The organism is Amycolatopsis kentuckyensis (assembly GCF_041679295.1).
Taxonomy (GTDB): domain Bacteria; phylum Actinomycetota; class Actinomycetes; order Mycobacteriales; family Pseudonocardiaceae; genus Amycolatopsis; species Amycolatopsis kentuckyensis_A.
The window spans coordinates 56746-72740 of the sequence record NZ_JBGDMD010000001.1; the positions used below are offsets into that span (position 1 = coordinate 56746).

A 15995-nucleotide genomic window follows, 5' to 3' on the forward strand; every position below is an offset into this window, starting at 1 on the left:
ACGTCGGTCAAGGACCGGCGAGGTGCCCCGGCCGGACGACGCCCGATTCGTACGCTATGACCACCGCGTGGCTGCGGTTGGCCGCGCCGAGCTTGCCGAAGATGTTGCCCACGTGGGTCTTCACGGTTTCGAGGCTGATCACCAGTTCGGCGGCGATGTCCTGGTTGGACGATCCGCGCGCGATCAGCCGGAGCACCTCGGCCTCGCGCCGGGTGAGCGCTTTCGCGGCCTTCGCGTAGGCCCCGCCCGGCAGCCGGGCCGTCACCAGGCGCCGGATCGCCTCGGGGAACAGCAGCGACTCCCCGGCCGCGACGGTCCGGACCGCGTGCGCGATCTCCTCCTTGCGCGCCCGCTTGAGCAGGAACCCGCTCGCGCCGGCCAGCAGTGCTTCGTGCACGTAGTCGTCGTTGTCGAACGTCGTGACGACGAGGACCTTCGGCGGGTCGTCGAGCGAGCCGAGCAGCAGCCGGGTGGCCTCGATGCCGTCGGTGCCGGGCATCCGGACGTCCATCAGCACGACGTCCGGCCGGGCGCGGCGCACCGCGGGCAGCACCTCGGCGCCGTCGGCCGCCTCGCCGACCACGGGGATGCCCTGCTGCTCCAGCAGCGCCCGCAGGCCGGTGCGGACGAGCGGCTCGTCGTCGGCCAGGAGCACGGTGGGCGTCACGCGCTCGTCCGCAGCGGGATCGTCGCGGACAGCCGCCACCGCGGCCCGTCCGGGCCCGCGTCGAGCTCGCCGCGCAGGGCTTCGACGCGCTCGGCGAGCCCGGTCAGCCCGCGCCGCCCCGGCCGCACCTGTCCGCCGGTCAGCGCGTTGACGACGGCGATCGCCAGGCGCTCGGGACCGGCCTCGACGCGGACGTCGACCGCGCCCGGGCCGGCGTGGCGCAGCGCGTTGGTCAGGCCTTCCTGGACGATCCGGTACCCCTCGCGCGACACCGCGGCGGGCAGCCCGGCGACCGGTCCGGTGACGGTCAGCCGGACGTCGAGCCCGGCTTCGCGGGCGCGCACGGCGAGGACGTCGACCTCGGTCAGCGTGCGGGCCGGCTCCTTCGCCGCGGGTTCCTCGCGCAGCAGCCCGAGAACGTGGTCGAGGTCCTCGAGGGCGCTTCGAGACGCTTCTTCGATCGTGCCGAGCGCGCGCCGCACCTGGGCCGGGTCGGCCTCGACCAGCTCGGCCGCGGCGGCCGCCTGGATGGTCGACGTCGTCAGCGTGTGGCCGATCGAGTCGTGCAGCTCGCGGGCCAGCCGGTTGCGCTGGGCCAGGACGGCGGCGCGGCGCTCGGCGAGCGCCGCCCGTTCGGCGTCGGACGGGCCCAGCAGCGCTTCCGCGCCGGTGCGGAACGCGCGGGTGGCACCCGCGAGCAGCACGAGCGTGCCGAATAGCAGCACGACGCCGAACGGGACCGTCCACGCGCCGAGCGGGACGTCGTCCCAGAACAGGCTGATCCGGTCCTGCCCGCCGGCCAGCCACACCGCGGGGACCAGCACGCCGAGCCCGAGGAACGCGAGCGCGGTGAGCAGCACGCCGCTGAGCAGCGTGTGCAGGGCGAGCCACACGCCCGAACGCAGCCGCGAGCCGGTGTCGGGGCGCCCGGCCGGGGCCGGGACGGTCGTCCCGAGCAGGAGGTTCGCCAGCCCGATGCCGGCGCGCCGCACCGGCCCCAGCAGGCCCAGCAGTCCCGTGAGCACCGCGATGGCCACCAGGGCGAGCAGCGCCCGCACCCGCGAGTCGGCTTCGACGGACACCGCCGCGGCGAAGGCGAACGGGGACACCGGCACCATCAGGAAGGCACCCGCGACGGCGAACGGAAGGGCGCGGTAGCTGCCGAGCCGCGCCAGGGAGCGGAAGAATCCGGACATGCGGCGACCGTAGTGCGGCCGCAGTGGCGCACACCTCCCTCCGCGGAGCCAGATCCTGGTCACAACCGGTTAGTGAGCGTTAGCACGCTCCTCCTACACTCAGGACGTGGCAGACCGACCCCTGATCGCCCCCAGCATCCTGTCCGCGGACTTCGCCCGGCTCGGCGAGGAGATCGCCGCCGTGGCCGGCGGCGGCGAGACCCGCGCCGACTGGGTCCACGTCGACGTCATGGACGCGCACTTCGTGCCCAACCTGACCCTCGGCCTGCCCGTGGTCAAGGCGCTGCTCAAGAGCACCGACGTGCCGATCGACTGCCACCTGATGATCGACGACCCCGACCGCTGGGCGATCGGGTACGCCGAGGCCGGTGCCTACAACGTCACCGTGCACGCCGAGGCCGCGAAGGACCCGGTCGCGCTGGCGAAGAACCTGCGCGCCGCGGGCGCGAAGGCCGGCCTGTCGCTCAAGCCCGGGACCGCGCTCGGGCCGTGGCTGGACGCCCTCAAGCACTACGACACGCTGCTGGTCATGTCCGTCGAGCCGGGCTTCGGCGGGCAGTCGTTCATCGCCGACGTCCTGGAGAAGGTCCGCACCGCGCGGCGCCTGGTCGACACCGGGCACCTCAAGCTGGTCGTCGAGATCGACGGCGGGATCAACACCGACACCATCGAACAGGCCGCCGAGGCGGGCGTCGACTGCTTCGTCGCGGGCTCGGCCGTCTACGGCGCCGGCGACCCGGGCAAGGCGGTCGCCGCGCTGCGCGAGCAGGCGGCCCGCGGCCGGGCGGGCTGACTTCGCGGCGGCACCGGGGAAGCCCCGGGGCCGCGGCGGGTGTTGGATGGGAGGACCGGCTCACAAGGAGGCAGCGGACGTGTTCACCGGCATAGTCGAGGAGATCGGCGAGGTCACCGCGGTCGAACAGCTGACCAACGCGGCACGGCTGCGCGTACGCGGCCCGCTGGTCACCAGCGACGCCGGGCACGGCGACTCGATCGCGGTCAGCGGGGTGTGCCTCACGGTCGTCGAGGTCTCCGGCGGCGAGTTCACCGTCGACGTCGTGAACGAGACGCTGCAGCGCTCGAGCCTGGCCAAGGTCGCGACCGGCGACCGGGTCAACCTGGAACGCGCCACGCCCGCGGGCGGGCGGCTCGGCGGGCACATCATGCAGGGCCACGTCGACGGCACCGGGACGTTCCTCGGCCGCGACGAGGACGGCGTCACGACGTTCTCACTGCCCGCGCACCTCGCGCGGTACGTCGTCGAAAAGGGCTCGATCGCGGTCGACGGGATCTCCCTCACCGTCGCCGCCGTCACCGACGACCGGTTCAAGGTGGCGTTGATCCCGACCACGCTCGAAGCGACCACCCTCGGCGGCCGCGAAGCCGGCGACCTGGTCAACCTCGAGGTCGACGTGGTCGCGAAGTACGTGGAAAAGCTGGCCGAGGCACACATCCGCGACCAGGTGCAGAATCGGGACGGCGGCGGCACGGAGGAGCGGTCATGAGTGAGTCGAGCGCGGCAGAGCCCGAAGCGGGCTGGACCCCCTGCGGCACCGGGGCGGTGTTCGACGCCGACGCCATCGAGCGGGCGATCGCGGACGTCGCGGCGGGCCGGCCGGTCGTCGTGGTCGACGACGAAGACCGCGAAAATGAGGGCGACCTCATCTTCGCCGCGGAGAAGGCGACGCCGGAGCTGCTGGCGTTCATGGTCCGCTACACCTCGGGCTACGTCTGCGTGGCGCTCACCGAGGGCGAAGCCGACCGGCTGGACCTGCCGCCGATGTACCACACGAACCAGGACGCGCGCGGGACCGCGTACAGCGTCACGGTCGACGCCGCCGAGGGCATCAGCACCGGCATCTCCGCCGCCGACCGCGCGCACACGATCCGGCTGCTGGCCGACCCCGCGTCCACGGCGAAGGACTTCCGCCGGCCTGGGCACGTCGTGCCGCTGCGGGCCAAGGAGGGCGGCGTGCTGCGCCGCCCCGGGCACACCGAGGCGTCGGTCGACCTGGCCCGGATGGCCGGGCTGGCGCCGGCCGGCGTGCTCTGCGAGATCGTGTCGCAGAAGGACGAAGGCGACATGGCGCGCCGCGACGAGCTCGAGGTCTTCGCCGCCGACCACGACCTCGCGATCATCACCATCGCCGACCTGATCGCCTACCGCCGTCGCACCGAGAAGCAGGTCGAGCGCGTCGCCGAGGCGCGGATCCCGCTGGCCGCGGGCACGTTCCGCGCGGTCGGCTACGACTCGCTGCTGGACGGCATCGAGCACGTCGCGTTCGTCTACGGCGAGATCGGCGACGGCCAGGACATCCTCGTCCGCGTCCACTCCGAGTGCCTGACCGGCGACGTCTTCGGCTCGCTGCGCTGCGACTGCGGCCCCCAGCTGGAAGCGGCCCTGGAAGCGGTGGCGGCCGAGGGCCGCGGCGTCGTGCTCTACATCCGCGGCCACGAGGGCCGCGGCATCGGCCTGCTGCACAAGCTGCAGGCCTACCAGCTGCAGGACGACGGCGCGGACACCGTCGACGCGAACCTCGCGCTGGGCGTCCCGGCCGACGCGCGCGACTACGGCACGGGCGCGCAGATCCTGTGCGACCTCGGCGTCCGCACCATGCGGCTGCTGTCGAACAACCCGGCCAAGCGGATCGGCCTGGAGGGCTACGGCCTGCGCGTCACCGGGCGGGTGCCGCTGCCGATCTCGCCGAACCCGGAGAACCTGCGCTACCTGCGGACCAAGCGCGACCGGATGGGCCACGACCTGGCCCAGCTCGAGCACTACGACCAGGTCGGCGCCGGCACCGAGCACCCCGACGGAGGAGCACTGTGAGCGGCGAAGGCCGTCCCGACGTTTCGCTGGACCTGACCGGCTGCAAGTCCCTCAAGCTCGGCATCGTCGCCACCAAGTGGAACGCGGACATCACCGACGTCCTGCTGGAGCGCGCGCTGGTCGCGGCGCGCGAGGCGGAGCTGGAGGAGGACCCGACGGTCGTCCACGTGGCGGGCGCGATCGAGCTCCCGGTGGTGGTGCAGGCGCTGGCCCGCAACCACGACGCGGTGGTGGCGCTGGGCGTGGTCATCCGCGGCGGCACCCCGCACTTCGAGTACGTGTGCGACGCGGTGACGGCGGGCCTGACCCGGGTGGCGCTGGACGAGAGCACCCCGGTCGGCAACGGCGTCCTGACGTGCGACACGCACGAGCAGGCGGTCGACCGGTCGGGCCGCCCGGGCGCCAAGGAGGACAAGGGCTACGAGGCGACGGTGGCGGCCCTGGACACGGCCCACGTGCTGAAGAGCCTGCGCCAGCCGTGGACCGAGCGGGGTTTCGTGTGACTCTCCTGGTGATCCGCCCGCGGCGCGCGCTGATCATGTGCAGCGTGCTGGCGGTGGCGCTGCTGGCGGTGTTCGTGGTGGTGGCGGTCCTGCTGCGCAACGGCAACACGGGCGTCCACTTCCAGCGCTCCGACCAGGCGGCGATGATCGGCATCGGCATCCTGCTGGCGTGCGGCGTGATGCTGTTCGCGATCGCCCGGGTGCGGGCGGACGAAGAGGGCATCGAGGTCCGGAACGTGCTCGTCACCCGGCGGTTCGCGTGGAGCGAGGTGCTTTCGGTGAGCTTTCCGGACGGCGCTTCGTGGGCTCGGCTGGAGTTGCCGGATGACGAGTACCACGCGGTGATGGCGATTCAGGCGGTCGATCGGGCCCGGGCGGTGGAAGCGGTGCGGGCACTGCGCAAACTGCACCGAGCGGCGACTGGCGGCTGAGCGGCCGGCGTTCTGGCGACGTGAATGACTCATTCAGGTCGCCAGGCGACATGAATGAGTCATTCACTTCATGTGGCGACAGGGTCTCGGCGAAGTCGGGTCGGCGTGGCCGGAACCCGGGAGTATCGGCGAAACGTCCGGTCGGCCCGGGGTCAGAGGTCCAGGTCCACCACGATCGGCGCGTGGTCGGACGGCCCCTTCCCCTTCCGCGCGTTGCGGTCCACATAGGAATCCGTCACCGCGGACGTGAACGCCTCGTTCCCGTACACCAGGTCGATCCGCATCCCCTTGTTGTTCGGGAAGTTGCCGGCCCGGTAATCCCAGTACGTGAACGGGTGGTCGTACTTCAGCGGCCGCGGGAACACGTCCGACAGCCCCAGTTTCCGCAGGCGTGCCAGGGCTTCGCGTTCCGGGGGCGTCACGTGCGTCGACTCCGCGAACAGCGCGATGTCCCAGACGTCCGCGTCCGTCGGTGCCACGTTGAAGTCGCCCAGCACCGCGTACGGCCCGGACGAAAGCTCCGAAGCCACCAGGGAATGCAGCGACGAAAGCCACTCCAGCTTGTACGCGTAGTGCGGGTTGTCCGGCTCACGCCCGTTCGGCACGTACACCGACCACACCCGCACCCCGCCGCACGTGGCGCCCACCGCGCGCGCCTCCGCGGCGCCTTCGAACTGCGGCTCGCCCGGCAACCCGCGCACCACGTCGGACAACCCCACTCGCGACACGATCCCGACGCCGTTCCAGCGCCCCAGCCCGTACGCCGCCACCTCGTAGCCCAGTGCCTCGATCTCGGCCAGCGGGAACTTCTCCGTCGTGGTCTTCAGCTCCTGCAGGCACAGCACGTCCGGCGCCGTCTCCTCCAGGAAGCCCAGCACCCGGGGCAGGCGGGGGACGATGGAGTTCACGTTCCAGGTGGCGATCCGCATGCCCGCGAGCATCCCACACGCCACCGACAAAACCGGGGCGGCGCCGGAGCGCCGCCCCGGGGACTCACACGCCCGCGGTCGTCCGGATCCAGGAGCGGCTCGCCGCCACGCTCGCGTAGTTGTTCGTCCCGCGCGTGTTGGACCCGCTCTGGTTCTGGACCGTCGACGCGACGCCGACCTGGACGCCGCCCGACACCTCGGGGCCGCCCGAGTCGCCCTTCCACGCCGAGCCGTTGACGCCGACGCTCTGGATCGCGCGGCCGCCGTAGGCGTCCGTGGACCGGCCGGTCACCTGGACGTTCGCCGTCTTCAGCGACGTCGCCGGCGGGCCGGTCGGGGTCGTGCGGCCCCAGCCGTAGATCTGGTTCGTGCTGCCGGTCGCCGGGTCCGAGCTGCCCAGCGAGATCGGCGAAGCGCTCGTCGCCGACGCCAGGTGCAGCAGCGCGATGTCGCCGTTCGGGGACTCGTACTCGTTGTCGACGGCGATCTTCGTGCCCGACAGCAGTGTGTTGCTGCCGACCCGGACGTACATGCCCGAGCCGTCCTGGTCGAGGCAGTGCACCGCGGTCAGCACCCAGCGCGCCGCGATGACCGTGCCCGAGCAGTTGAAGCCCTGGTAGTCGCGCCCGGGGGTGTTGACGTACACCTGGGCGCCCCACGACACGGTGGGGGCGGTGGTGCCGCCGACGATGTTCGGCTGGACGCCGGCGGAAGCGACGGCGCCACCCGCGAGAGTCAGCGCGACAGCGGCGGCCGAGGCGGCGCCGAGGAGACGGAGAGAGCTCACGGTGGGGATCCTTTCGGACGGGGGCCGGACCGGCCGGTCGGAAAGTAACCACCGCGTCACCCAGGGGGACACCGACGAAGGTCGGAAGCGGAGGAACACCCTACTTCCGGCGGTGCGGCCGGGGGCGTGCGAGAAGTGTCGGTGGTGGCAAATAGGCTGGGGGAGTGGCTGACCCGACCACCTACCGACCCGCTCCGGGAAGCATCCCGGAGGCCCCTGGCGTGTACAAGTTCCGCGACGCGACCAAGCGGGTCATCTACGTCGGCAAGGCGAAAAGCCTGCGCAGCAGGCTGAACTCCTACTTCGCCGACCTCTCCGGCCTGCACCCGCGCACGCGCCAGATGGTGACGACGGCGGCGAGCGTCGAATGGACCGTCGTCACCACCGAGGTCGAGGCCCTCCAGCTCGAGTACAACTGGATCAAGGAGTTCGACCCGCGGTTCAACGTCCGCTACCGCGACGACAAGAGCTACCCGGTGCTCGCGGTGACGCTGAACGAGGAGTTCCCGCGCCTGCACGTCTACCGCGGCGCGCGCAAGAAGGGCGTCCGGTACTTCGGGCCGTACGCGCACGCGTGGGCCATCCGCGAGACGCTCGACCTGCTGCTGCGCGTCTTCCCGGCCCGCACCTGCTCGGCGGGGGTGTTCCGGCGCCACGGCCAGATCGGCCGGCCCTGCCTGCTCGGCTACATCGACAAGTGCTCGGCGCCGTGCGTCGGCCGCGTCTCGGCCGACGAGCACCGCGACATCGTCGAGGACTTCTGCGACTTCCTCGCCGGCAAGACCGACGTCATGATCAAGCGGCTGGAAGCCGAGATGGCCGCGGCGTCCCAGGAGCTCGAGTTCGAGCGCGCGGCCCGGCTGCGCGACGACCTCGGCGCGCTGCGCCGCGCCATGGAGAAGCAGGCCGTGGTGCTCGGCGACGGCACGGACGCCGACGTCGTGGCGTTCGCGCACGACGAGCTCGAAGCCGCCGTCCAGGTCTTCCACGTGCGCGGCGGCCGGGTCCGCGGCCAGCGCGGCTGGGTGATCGACAAGGCCGAGGAGATGGACGTCCCGGCGCTGGTCGACCACTTCCTCACCCAGTTCTACGGCGACGAGGCCGAGCTCGACGCCCGCGACGACGTCGACGCCGGGCCGGTCGTCCCGCGCGAGGTGCTGGTGCCGGAGCTGCCGGCGGACGCCGACGCGGTCGCGGAGTGGCTGAGCGGGCTGCGCGGTTCGCGGGTCCAGCTGCGGGTGCCGCAGCGCGGCGACAAGAAAGCGCTGGCCGAGACCGTGGAGCGCAACGCGGGGGAGGCGTTCACCCAGCACAAGCTGCGCCGCGCCGGCGACCTGACGGCCCGCTCGGCGGCGCTGACCGAGCTGCAGGAGTTCCTGGCCCTCGACACCGCGCCGCTGCGCATCGAGTGCATCGACATCAGCCACATCCAGGGCAGCGACGTCGTGGCGTCGCTCGTCGTCTTCGAGGACGGGCTCGCGCGCAAGTCCGAGTACCGGCGCTTCGCGCTGCGCGAGGCGGCCGAAGAGGGCGATGTGGCGTCGATCGCCGAGGTCGTTCGCCGCCGCTTCTACCGCTACCTCAAGGAAACGGCGGAGGACACGAGCAAGCCCGGCCTCGACCCGGAGACCGGCCGCCCGAAGAAGTTCGCCTACCCGCCGAACCTGCTGGTCGTCGACGGCGCGGGCCCGCAGGCCACGGCGGCCGCGGACGTGCTGGCCGAGCTCGGCATCACCGACATCTCCGTCATCGGGCTGGCGAAGCGGCTGGAAGAGGTGTGGCTGCCCGCCGACCCCGACCCGGTCATCCTGCCGCGGACGTCGGAGGGGCTGTACCTGCTGCAGCGGCTGCGTGACGAGGCCCACCGCTTCGCCATCGCCTACCACCGCGAGAAGCGCTCCAAGCGGCTGGTGACGTCCGAATTGGACAGTGTGCCCGGCCTGGGGCAGGCTCGCCGCACCGCGCTGATCAAGCACTTCGGCTCGGTGAAGAAGCTCAAGCAGGCCAGGGTCGAGGAGATCGAGGCGGTGCCCGGCTTCGGCAGGCGCACCGCGGAGGCCGTGGTCGCCGCGCTGGCCGGGGAGTCCGGTGCGGGCAACGGCACACAAGCAGGGGAGTAGGGAAAGACAGTGAGTGCGCAAGAGGAGATCCGCGGGTCCGGCATGGAGGTCGCGGTCGTGTCCGGGCTGTCCGGGGCGGGCCGCAGCACGGCCGCCAAGTGCCTGGAGGACCTGGGCTGGTTCGTCGTCGACAACCTGCCCCCGGAGCTGATCGCGACGATGGTCGAGCTGGGCGCGCAGGCGCGCGGCGCGATCACGAAGGTGGCCGTCGTCATGGACGTGCGCTCGCGCGCGTTCACCGACGACCTCGCCTCGGTCATCAAGGACCTGGACGCGCGGGGCTACAAGCCGCGCGTGCTGTTCCTGGAGGCGACCGACGCGGTGCTGGTTCGGCGCTTCGAGGCCGTCCGCCGCGGCCACCCGATGCAGGGCGACGGCCGGCTCGCCGACGGCATCACGGCCGAGCGGACGCTGCTGGAGCCGCTGCGCGAAGAGGCCGACCTGGTGCTCGACACGTCGTCGCTGTCGGTGCACGACCTGCGGGCCAAGATCGAGGACGCGTTCGGCTCCGAGGCGAGCACCCAGACCCGGGTCACCGTGCTGTCCTTCGGCTACAAGTACGGCCTGCCGATGGACGCCGACCTGGTGATGGACGTCCGGTTCCTGCCGAACCCGTTCTGGATCCCGGAGCTGCGCGAACACACGGGCCTCGACGGCGAGGTCCGCAACTACGTCCTCTCGCAGGAGGGCGCCGAGGAGTTCCTGGACCGCTACCACCAGCTGCTGCGGCTGATCGGCGCCGGCTACAAGCGCGAGGGCAAGCGGTACCTGACGCTCGCCGTCGGCTGCACCGGCGGCAAGCACCGCAGCGTGGCGCTGTCCGTCGAGCTCGCCCAGCGTCTGTCCAAAGAGGACGGTATGGCTGTGAAGGTGGTGCACCGCGACCTTGGTCGTGAATAACGTGCGCGCGGTCGCCCTCGGGGGCGGCCACGGGCTGCACGCCACGTTGTCCGCGGTGCGGCGGGTGACCCCCGACGTCACCGCGATCGTGACCGTGGCCGACGACGGCGGATCGTCCGGCCGGCTGCGGCGCGAGCTGGGGCTGCTGCCGCCGGGCGACCTCCGGCAGGCCTTCGCCGCCTTCGCCGCGGAGGACGGCGGCACGCTGTGGGCGGAGGTGTTCCAGCACCGCTTCGGCGGCGACGGCGCGCTGGCCGGCCACGCGGTGGGGAACCTGCTGCTGGCGGGGCTCTTCGAGGTGCTCGGCGACCCGGTCGCCGCGCTCGACGAGGCGTGCCGGCTGATGGGCGTCTCGGGCCGCGTGCTGCCGATGTCGCCGGAGCCACTGGAGATCGAGGGGCAGGTCAGCGGCCTGGACAGCGAGCACCCGGCGGCGCTGCGCACCATCCGCGGCCAGGTCGCGGTGGCCTCGACGCCCGGGCAGGTGCAGCGCGTGAGCCTGCGCGCGCCGGGCGGTTCGGGGCGGCCGCCGCTGGCGTGCGAGGAAGCCGTCGAAGCGGTGCTGAACGCCGACGTCGTCTTCCTCGGTCCGGGCTCCTGGTTCACGAGCGTTTTACCTCATCTGCTGGTGCCGGGCCTGCACGACGCGCTCGTGCGGACCGCCGCGACGAAGGTGCTCGTGCTCAACCTTGTCCCCCAGCCGGGGGAAACCGCCGGGTTCTCGCCGGAGCGGCACCTGGACGTACTCTTCGAGCACGCGCCCGATCTGCGGGTCGACGCGGTGATCGCGGACCGCGATTCCGTCCCCGACCCGGCGAATCTCCGGCGCGCGGCGGAACGGCTCGGCGGGCGCGCGCACCTGGGGGCGGTGGGCGACCCGGAAGTGGCGGGACGGCATGATCCTGATGCGCTCGCGTTGTGCATGCGGGAGGCTCTCGGTCTCGGCGGGGAGCACGGGGGAGGAGCGAAAGGCAGGGAGGGGCAGCAATGGCGATGACCGCCGCGGTGAAGGACGAGCTGAGCCGGCTGGAGATCACGAAGATCGGGCCGCGCCGGGCGGAGGTCGCGTCACTGCTCCGCTTCGCCGGCGGGCTGCACATCGTGGCCGGCCGGGTGGTCGTGGAGGCGGAGCTGGACACGGGCTCGGTCGCGCGACGGCTGCGCAAGGAGATCCACGAGCTGTACGGCCACCATTCGGACGTCCACGTCATCACCGCCAGCGGCGGGCTGCGCAAGGGCACCCGGTACGTCGTGCGCGTGGTCAAGGACGGTGAGGGCCTGGCCCGCCAGACCGGGCTGATCGACCAGCGCGGCCGCCCGGTGCGCGGGCTGCCCGCGGCCGTGGTGTCCGGGGGAGTGGCGGACGCGGAGGCGGCGTGGCGGGGCGCGTTCCTCGCGCACGGCTCCCTGACGGAACCGGGCCGGTCGTCGTCGCTCGAGGTGACGTGCCCGGGCCCGGAGGCGGCACTGGCCCTGGTCGGTGCCGCACGCCGGATGGGCATCCAGGCGAAGTCGCGCGAGGTCCGCGGAGCCGACCGGGTGGTGGTCCGCGACGGCGACGCGATCGGCGCGCTGCTGACCCGCCTGGGCGCGCACACGAGCGTCCTGCAGTGGGAAGAGCGCCGGATGCGCCGCGAAGTCCGCGCGACGGCCAACCGCCTGGCGAACTTCGACGACGCGAACCTGCGCCGCTCGGCCCGCGCGGCGGTCGCGGCGGCGGCCCGGGTGGAGCGCGCCCTGGAGATCCTCGGCGACACGGCCCCGGACCACCTCCTGGCGGCGGGCAAGCTCCGGCTGTCGAACCGCCAGGCGTCCCTGGAGGAGCTGGGCCAGCTGTCCGACCCGCAGATGACGAAGGACGCGGTGGCGGGCCGCATCCGCCGGCTGCTGGCGATGGCGGACAAGCGGGCGAAGGACCTGAACATCCCGGACACGGAGTCCGCGGTAACGCCGGAGATGCTGGAAGAAGAGGACGCCTGACCGGTCAGTCGTCGCCGTGGTTCGGGCAGCCGGCCGCGTGCTGCGCTTGCCAGGCCGCGGTCATCGCCTCCTGCTGCCGCTCGAACTTGGCGTCGCGGCGGGCCTGCCAGGGTGAGGGGGTCAGGCAGCGGGTGACCAGCAGCTGGTCGGGCGCGTAGTCGTTGCCGCTGCCGGTGACCTCGAGGCCGGCCGCGGTGAGGATCTTCCGCATCGCCTCGGCCATCGCCGCGTCGATCGTGACCACCATCGTCCCGATCGCCTCGCACTCGCCGCCTTCGCGGAGCGGGTCTTCGGCCCAGGCGTCCCGGTTCGCGTCCAGGAGGACGGCGTGGGCCTGCCAGTCGACCATGACGCCGCGCGGATCCAGCACGTCGAGCTTCACGACGGCGCCGGCCAAGCCGACCGGGACGGGCTGGTCACCGGGGATCACCGGCAACCCGGCGGCCGCCAGCTCCTGCCGGACGAGCGTGGCGAGGACCTCCAGGCGGAGCTGCCGGTGCTGGTCGTCGTTCGCGGATGTCATGTGGCCCCGTTCCCCCGTGAAACCCGGATCGTAGCGCCGCGCGGTCACGCCCGAGGCGCTCGGAGAAGACACCGGGCGAGGTCCCGCAGCCACGGCTCGGAACCGGCCGGCTCGCGCTCGAGCACGCGGGCCAGTCGTTCGCGCACGGCCGGGGAGCGGCCGGCTTCGACGATCGCGACCGCCTCGGCCAGTGCCCGGCGGGTGCGGTCGTCGCGGGGCGGTTCGCGGACGTCCGCGGCAGCCCACAAGTCCCGGCCGAACGACCGCGTGAGCTTGGGCTGGCGGTCGGCCAGGTAGCTGAACAACGCGGACTCGACCGACACGTTCCGGATCGTCACGTCGCGGGCCCACTCCGCTTGCTGCTGCCAGCGGTGGGTGTTCGGGCTGGTGTGCGTGCGCCGCGTCAGGCCGACGATCCGGATCCGGCGCAGGACGGCGGGCCAGTCCGCGCGGTCGTCGGCGGCCCAGTCGCGCAGGACGTCCAGCAGTTGCTTCAGCGTCCGGCCCGTCGACACCGCCTCGGCGAAGACGATCGGCCGGGATCCGTGCGCGAGAAGAGCGGGGCTCAGCCCGTGGGCGGCCAGGTTGGCGCGCAGCTGCGCCACTTCGGCCGGGTGGAGGCGGCCGTACGGCCAGCTGTCGATCGAGCCGGTGGACAGCGGGAGCGGGTGCAGTCGGCCCGCGTCCGGCAGGGCGCCCCCGAGCAGGTCGAACACGGAGTCCGCGGACCGGCCGATGAAGTACAGCTCGCCGTCCTCGGACCGCGCGAGCACCTTGGCAGCGCACTCGACGAGGTCGTCGAGGAACCACAGGTCCGGCTCGGGCAGGCCGTCCAGCAGGGAGCCGAGGTGGTCGGGGCGCACGAGGTCCCAGCGGAACGGCCGGTTCGGCTCGATCACCCCGGCATCGCGCCTTCGTGCCCGGCCACCGGCTCCGCGAGCCGGCCGGACCTGGCCGCGCTTCGCCGCGAGACGTTTCCGGTATTGCGGAAGTTCTGGCTCATCGGCCGCGAGCCTAGGCCGCGGCCGCCACAGTGGTCACCCGGTTTTCGGCCCGTCGCGTTAACCGGACCCGCCACTTCGTAACACCGCGGTAGCACCCGGGCGCCGTCGCCGAAACGCGGCACCTCGAACCTCGGACAGGGATACGCCGAACGAGGGAAGGGGAAAGCATGCGTAACGCACGCCTGCAGGTGACACCGGAGGTCGGCACCTGGCTCGCCCGGCGCAGCAGCAAGGCCGGCGACTGGACGATCGACGAGCTCGTCGCGGCGAAGAGGGGCACCACCGTCTCCGTCGTCATTCCGGCCCGGAACGAAGAGACCACCGTCGGCGCGATCGTCACCGCCATCCGCGAGGAGCTCGGCGGCCGCCTGGTCGACGAGATCCTCGTCGTCGACAGCCACTCCACCGACGCCACCGCCGAAGTCGCCGCCGCGGCCGGGGCCCGGGTCGTCGCGCAGGACGCCGTCTTCCCCGCCCTCGAGGGGTTGCAGGGCAAAGGCGAGGCGCTGTGGAAGGGCGTCGCCGCGACGAGCGGCGACCTCGTCGTCTTCGTCGACGGCGACCTCTACGACTTCACCACCGACTACGTCACCGGGCTGCTCGGCCCGCTGCTCACCGACCCGGCGGTCGCCTACGTCAAGGGCTTCTACCATCGCCCGCTGAACGGCGCGGCGGGCAGCGAGCCGGAAGGCGGTGGCCGCGTCACCGAGCTCGTCGCCCGGCCGCTGCTCAACATGTTCTGGCCGGAGCTGGCCGGGTTCGTGCAGCCCCTCGCCGGCGAGTACGCGGGCCGCCGCGAGGTGCTGGAGAGCATCCCGTTCGTCGTCAACTACGGCGTCGAGATCGGGCACCTCATCGACCTGCTGGAGCTGCGCGGCCTCGACGCGCTCGCCCAGGTCGACCTCGGCCACCGCGCCCACCGGCACCAGAGCACCCAGGCACTGGGCCGGATGTCCGGGCAGATCATGCAGACGCTCTTCGACCGCCTGGAGCACTACGGCCGCCTGGTCACCGCGATCCCGCCGGCGACGCTGCTCGCGCAGTTCCAGCGCGGGGTCTCGGAAAACGGCGTCGAGCGCGAGCTCGTGCTGACCGACCTGACTTCCCCGCAGCGCCCGCCGCTGGTGAGCCTGCCGGCGGCGGTGCGCCCGGAAAACGCGGTCAATCTGCGGAACACGGCGTGACGTCCGCCGCCTGACGAGCGCCGGGAAACAGCCGGGCGGGGGAGGTCCCTGCCCGGCTGTTTCGTGCTGTCCGCAAAGGAATACGTCGTTGAGACCGCCGTCCATATCGTGATATCGTGGTGTGTCGAAGTGGGCAGCTTGGTAGCGTTTTCCTGGGGTGTGCTGCGCACTGTTCGAAGTTTTGCGTCCTTTGGGGGAAGGAGCGTCTAGTGAATCGGCAGGTCGTGGAGTTGGTGAGACCACGTGAGCGGGAGGTGCGCGCGCAGGCGCTGCGGGTTTTGGTCGTGGAAAACGACTCTTCGGTCGCGGAAGACCTTTCGCGGGAACTGCGCCGGCACGGCTACGCGGCGACGAGCGTGTCCACGGCGGCGGAAGCCTTGAAGGTCCATGCCGGTTTCGACATGGTCCTGCTGGACCTCGACCTCTCCGACCTCGACGGCCTCGAAGTGTGCCGCCGGATCCGGGCGGCCGGCGACGTGCCGATCATCTCGATCACCGTGCGCGGCGCCGAACTCGACTGCGTGCTCGGGCTGGCAGCCGGCGCCGACGACTACATCGTCAAGCCCTACGGCCTGCGGGAACTCCTCGCGCGGATGGAAGCGGTGCTGCGCCGGGCCTATCCCCGGCCACCGGCGGCGGACGTGGTGACGCACGGTCCACTCCGGATCGACGCCGGGGCGCGCGAAGTCCTGCAGGAGGGGCGGCGGGTGGACCTCACGCCCAAGGAGTTCGACCTGCTCTACCAGCTCGCTTCGCAGCCGGGCACCACGCTTTCCCGGCGCCACCTGCTCAGCCGGGTGTGGGACGACGAGTGGTCGCGCCGCAGCCGCACGATCGACACGCACGTGAGCAGCCTCCGGAGCAAGCTCGGCTCGAGCCGGTGGATAGTCACCGTGCGCGGCGTCGGTTTCCGGATCGGGCACGGGTGAGCCGGAAACCGG

The 15995-nt window shown here is 72.3% G+C and carries 17 protein-coding genes; 11 read left to right on the plus strand and 6 right to left on the minus strand.

The genetic code is table 11. The features are described 5' to 3' along the window. Positions 1-7 precede the first annotated feature (7 nt). Both ACERZO_RS00335 and ACERZO_RS00340 read right to left on the minus strand, forming a co-directional pair. The gene (locus ACERZO_RS00335) at positions 8-667 is read right to left on the minus strand and encodes a response regulator transcription factor (RefSeq protein WP_372659948.1); all 660 of its coding nucleotides are present in this window, start codon (positions 665-667) and stop codon (positions 8-10) included. Next, positions 664-1863 carry a sensor histidine kinase gene (locus ACERZO_RS00340; RefSeq protein WP_372659950.1) on the minus strand — a complete coding sequence of 400 codons (1200 nt, stop codon included), beginning with the start codon at positions 1861-1863 and terminating at the stop codon, positions 664-666. The genes ACERZO_RS00335 and ACERZO_RS00340 overlap by 4 nt, the downstream gene beginning before the upstream one ends. Positions 1864-1984: 121 nt before the next feature. Here ACERZO_RS00340 and rpe point away from each other — a divergent pair, with 121 nt between their 5' ends. The 5 genes from rpe to ACERZO_RS00365 all read left to right on the plus strand — a co-directional run bounded on the left by rpe (position 1985) and on the right by ACERZO_RS00365 (position 5627). Then, positions 1985-2656 carry a ribulose-phosphate 3-epimerase gene (gene rpe, locus ACERZO_RS00345; RefSeq protein ID WP_372662848.1) on the plus strand — a complete coding sequence of 224 codons (672 nt, stop codon included), beginning with the start codon at positions 1985-1987 and terminating at the stop codon, positions 2654-2656. Between the two features lie 79 nt (positions 2657-2735). Then, on the plus strand, positions 2736-3368 hold the full coding sequence (locus ACERZO_RS00350) for a riboflavin synthase (protein ID WP_372659952.1): 633 nt from the start codon (positions 2736-2738) through the stop codon (positions 3366-3368). Beyond that, on the plus strand, positions 3365-4693 hold the full coding sequence (locus ACERZO_RS00355; protein WP_372659954.1) for a bifunctional 3,4-dihydroxy-2-butanone-4-phosphate synthase/GTP cyclohydrolase II: 1329 nt from the start codon (positions 3365-3367) through the stop codon (positions 4691-4693). Before ACERZO_RS00350 ends, ACERZO_RS00355 begins: the two co-directional genes overlap by 4 nt. After that, positions 4690-5196 (plus strand): 6,7-dimethyl-8-ribityllumazine synthase, encoded by a 507-nt coding sequence (gene ribH, locus ACERZO_RS00360; RefSeq protein ID WP_372659956.1) that lies wholly within the window; start codon positions 4690-4692, stop codon positions 5194-5196. The genes ACERZO_RS00355 and ribH overlap by 4 nt, the downstream gene beginning before the upstream one ends. A 35-nt stretch (positions 5197-5231) precedes the next feature. Then, the gene (locus ACERZO_RS00365; RefSeq protein ID WP_372662851.1) at positions 5232-5627 is read left to right on the plus strand and encodes a PH domain-containing protein; all 396 of its coding nucleotides are present in this window, start codon (positions 5232-5234) and stop codon (positions 5625-5627) included. Positions 5628-5779: 152 nt separating this feature from the next. Here ACERZO_RS00365 and ACERZO_RS00370 read toward each other — a convergent pair whose 3' ends face one another. Beyond that, a complete protein-coding gene (locus tag ACERZO_RS00370) occupies positions 5780-6556 on the minus strand; it encodes an exodeoxyribonuclease III (RefSeq protein WP_372659958.1) in 777 nt (258 codons plus the stop codon). 64 nt (positions 6557-6620) lie between these two features. Next, complete coding sequence (locus ACERZO_RS00375; protein ID WP_372659960.1) at positions 6621-7343, minus strand: S1 family peptidase; 723 nt, start codon at positions 7341-7343, stop codon at positions 6621-6623. A 164-nt stretch (positions 7344-7507) separates the two neighbouring features. On the opposite strand from ACERZO_RS00375, the gene uvrC reads away from it, so the two are divergent. Genes uvrC through whiA form a run of 4 tightly spaced genes read left to right on the plus strand, consistent with a single transcriptional unit; the run spans position 7508 to position 12343 of the window. Further along, on the plus strand, positions 7508-9463 hold the full coding sequence (uvrC, locus tag ACERZO_RS00380) for an excinuclease ABC subunit UvrC (protein WP_372659962.1): 1956 nt from the start codon (positions 7508-7510) through the stop codon (positions 9461-9463). Between the two features lie 42 nt (positions 9464-9505). Beyond that, complete coding sequence (gene rapZ, locus ACERZO_RS00385) at positions 9506-10363, plus strand: RNase adapter RapZ (protein WP_003101350.1); 858 nt, start codon at positions 9506-9508, stop codon at positions 10361-10363. 1 nt (position 10364) lies between these two features. Next, positions 10365-11360: a gluconeogenesis factor YvcK family protein gene (locus ACERZO_RS00390; RefSeq protein WP_372659964.1), complete on the plus strand. Its 996-nt coding sequence runs from the start codon at positions 10365-10367 to the stop codon at positions 11358-11360. After that, on the plus strand, positions 11351-12343 hold the full coding sequence (gene whiA, locus ACERZO_RS00395; protein WP_086671216.1) for a DNA-binding protein WhiA: 993 nt from the start codon (positions 11351-11353) through the stop codon (positions 12341-12343). Before ACERZO_RS00390 ends, whiA begins: the two co-directional genes overlap by 10 nt. Before the next feature lie 4 nt (positions 12344-12347). On the opposite strand, the gene ACERZO_RS00400 is transcribed toward whiA, so the two are convergent. After that, positions 12348-12866 (minus strand): hypothetical protein, encoded by a 519-nt coding sequence (locus tag ACERZO_RS00400; RefSeq protein WP_372659966.1) that lies wholly within the window; start codon positions 12864-12866, stop codon positions 12348-12350. A gap of 44 nt (positions 12867-12910) precedes the next feature. Next, complete coding sequence (locus ACERZO_RS00405) at positions 12911-13765, minus strand: hypothetical protein (RefSeq protein ID WP_372659968.1); 855 nt, start codon at positions 13763-13765, stop codon at positions 12911-12913. A 272-nt stretch (positions 13766-14037) separates the two neighbouring features. On the opposite strand from ACERZO_RS00405, the gene ACERZO_RS00410 reads away from it, so the two are divergent. Further along, entirely contained in the window at positions 14038-15054 is a 1017-nt protein-coding gene (locus tag ACERZO_RS00410) for a glucosyl-3-phosphoglycerate synthase (protein WP_372659970.1), read from the plus strand. A 233-nt stretch (positions 15055-15287) separates the two neighbouring features. Continuing rightward, entirely contained in the window at positions 15288-15983 is a 696-nt protein-coding gene (locus tag ACERZO_RS00415; protein ID WP_372659972.1) for a response regulator transcription factor, read from the plus strand. Positions 15984-15995: the final 12 nt, after the last annotated feature.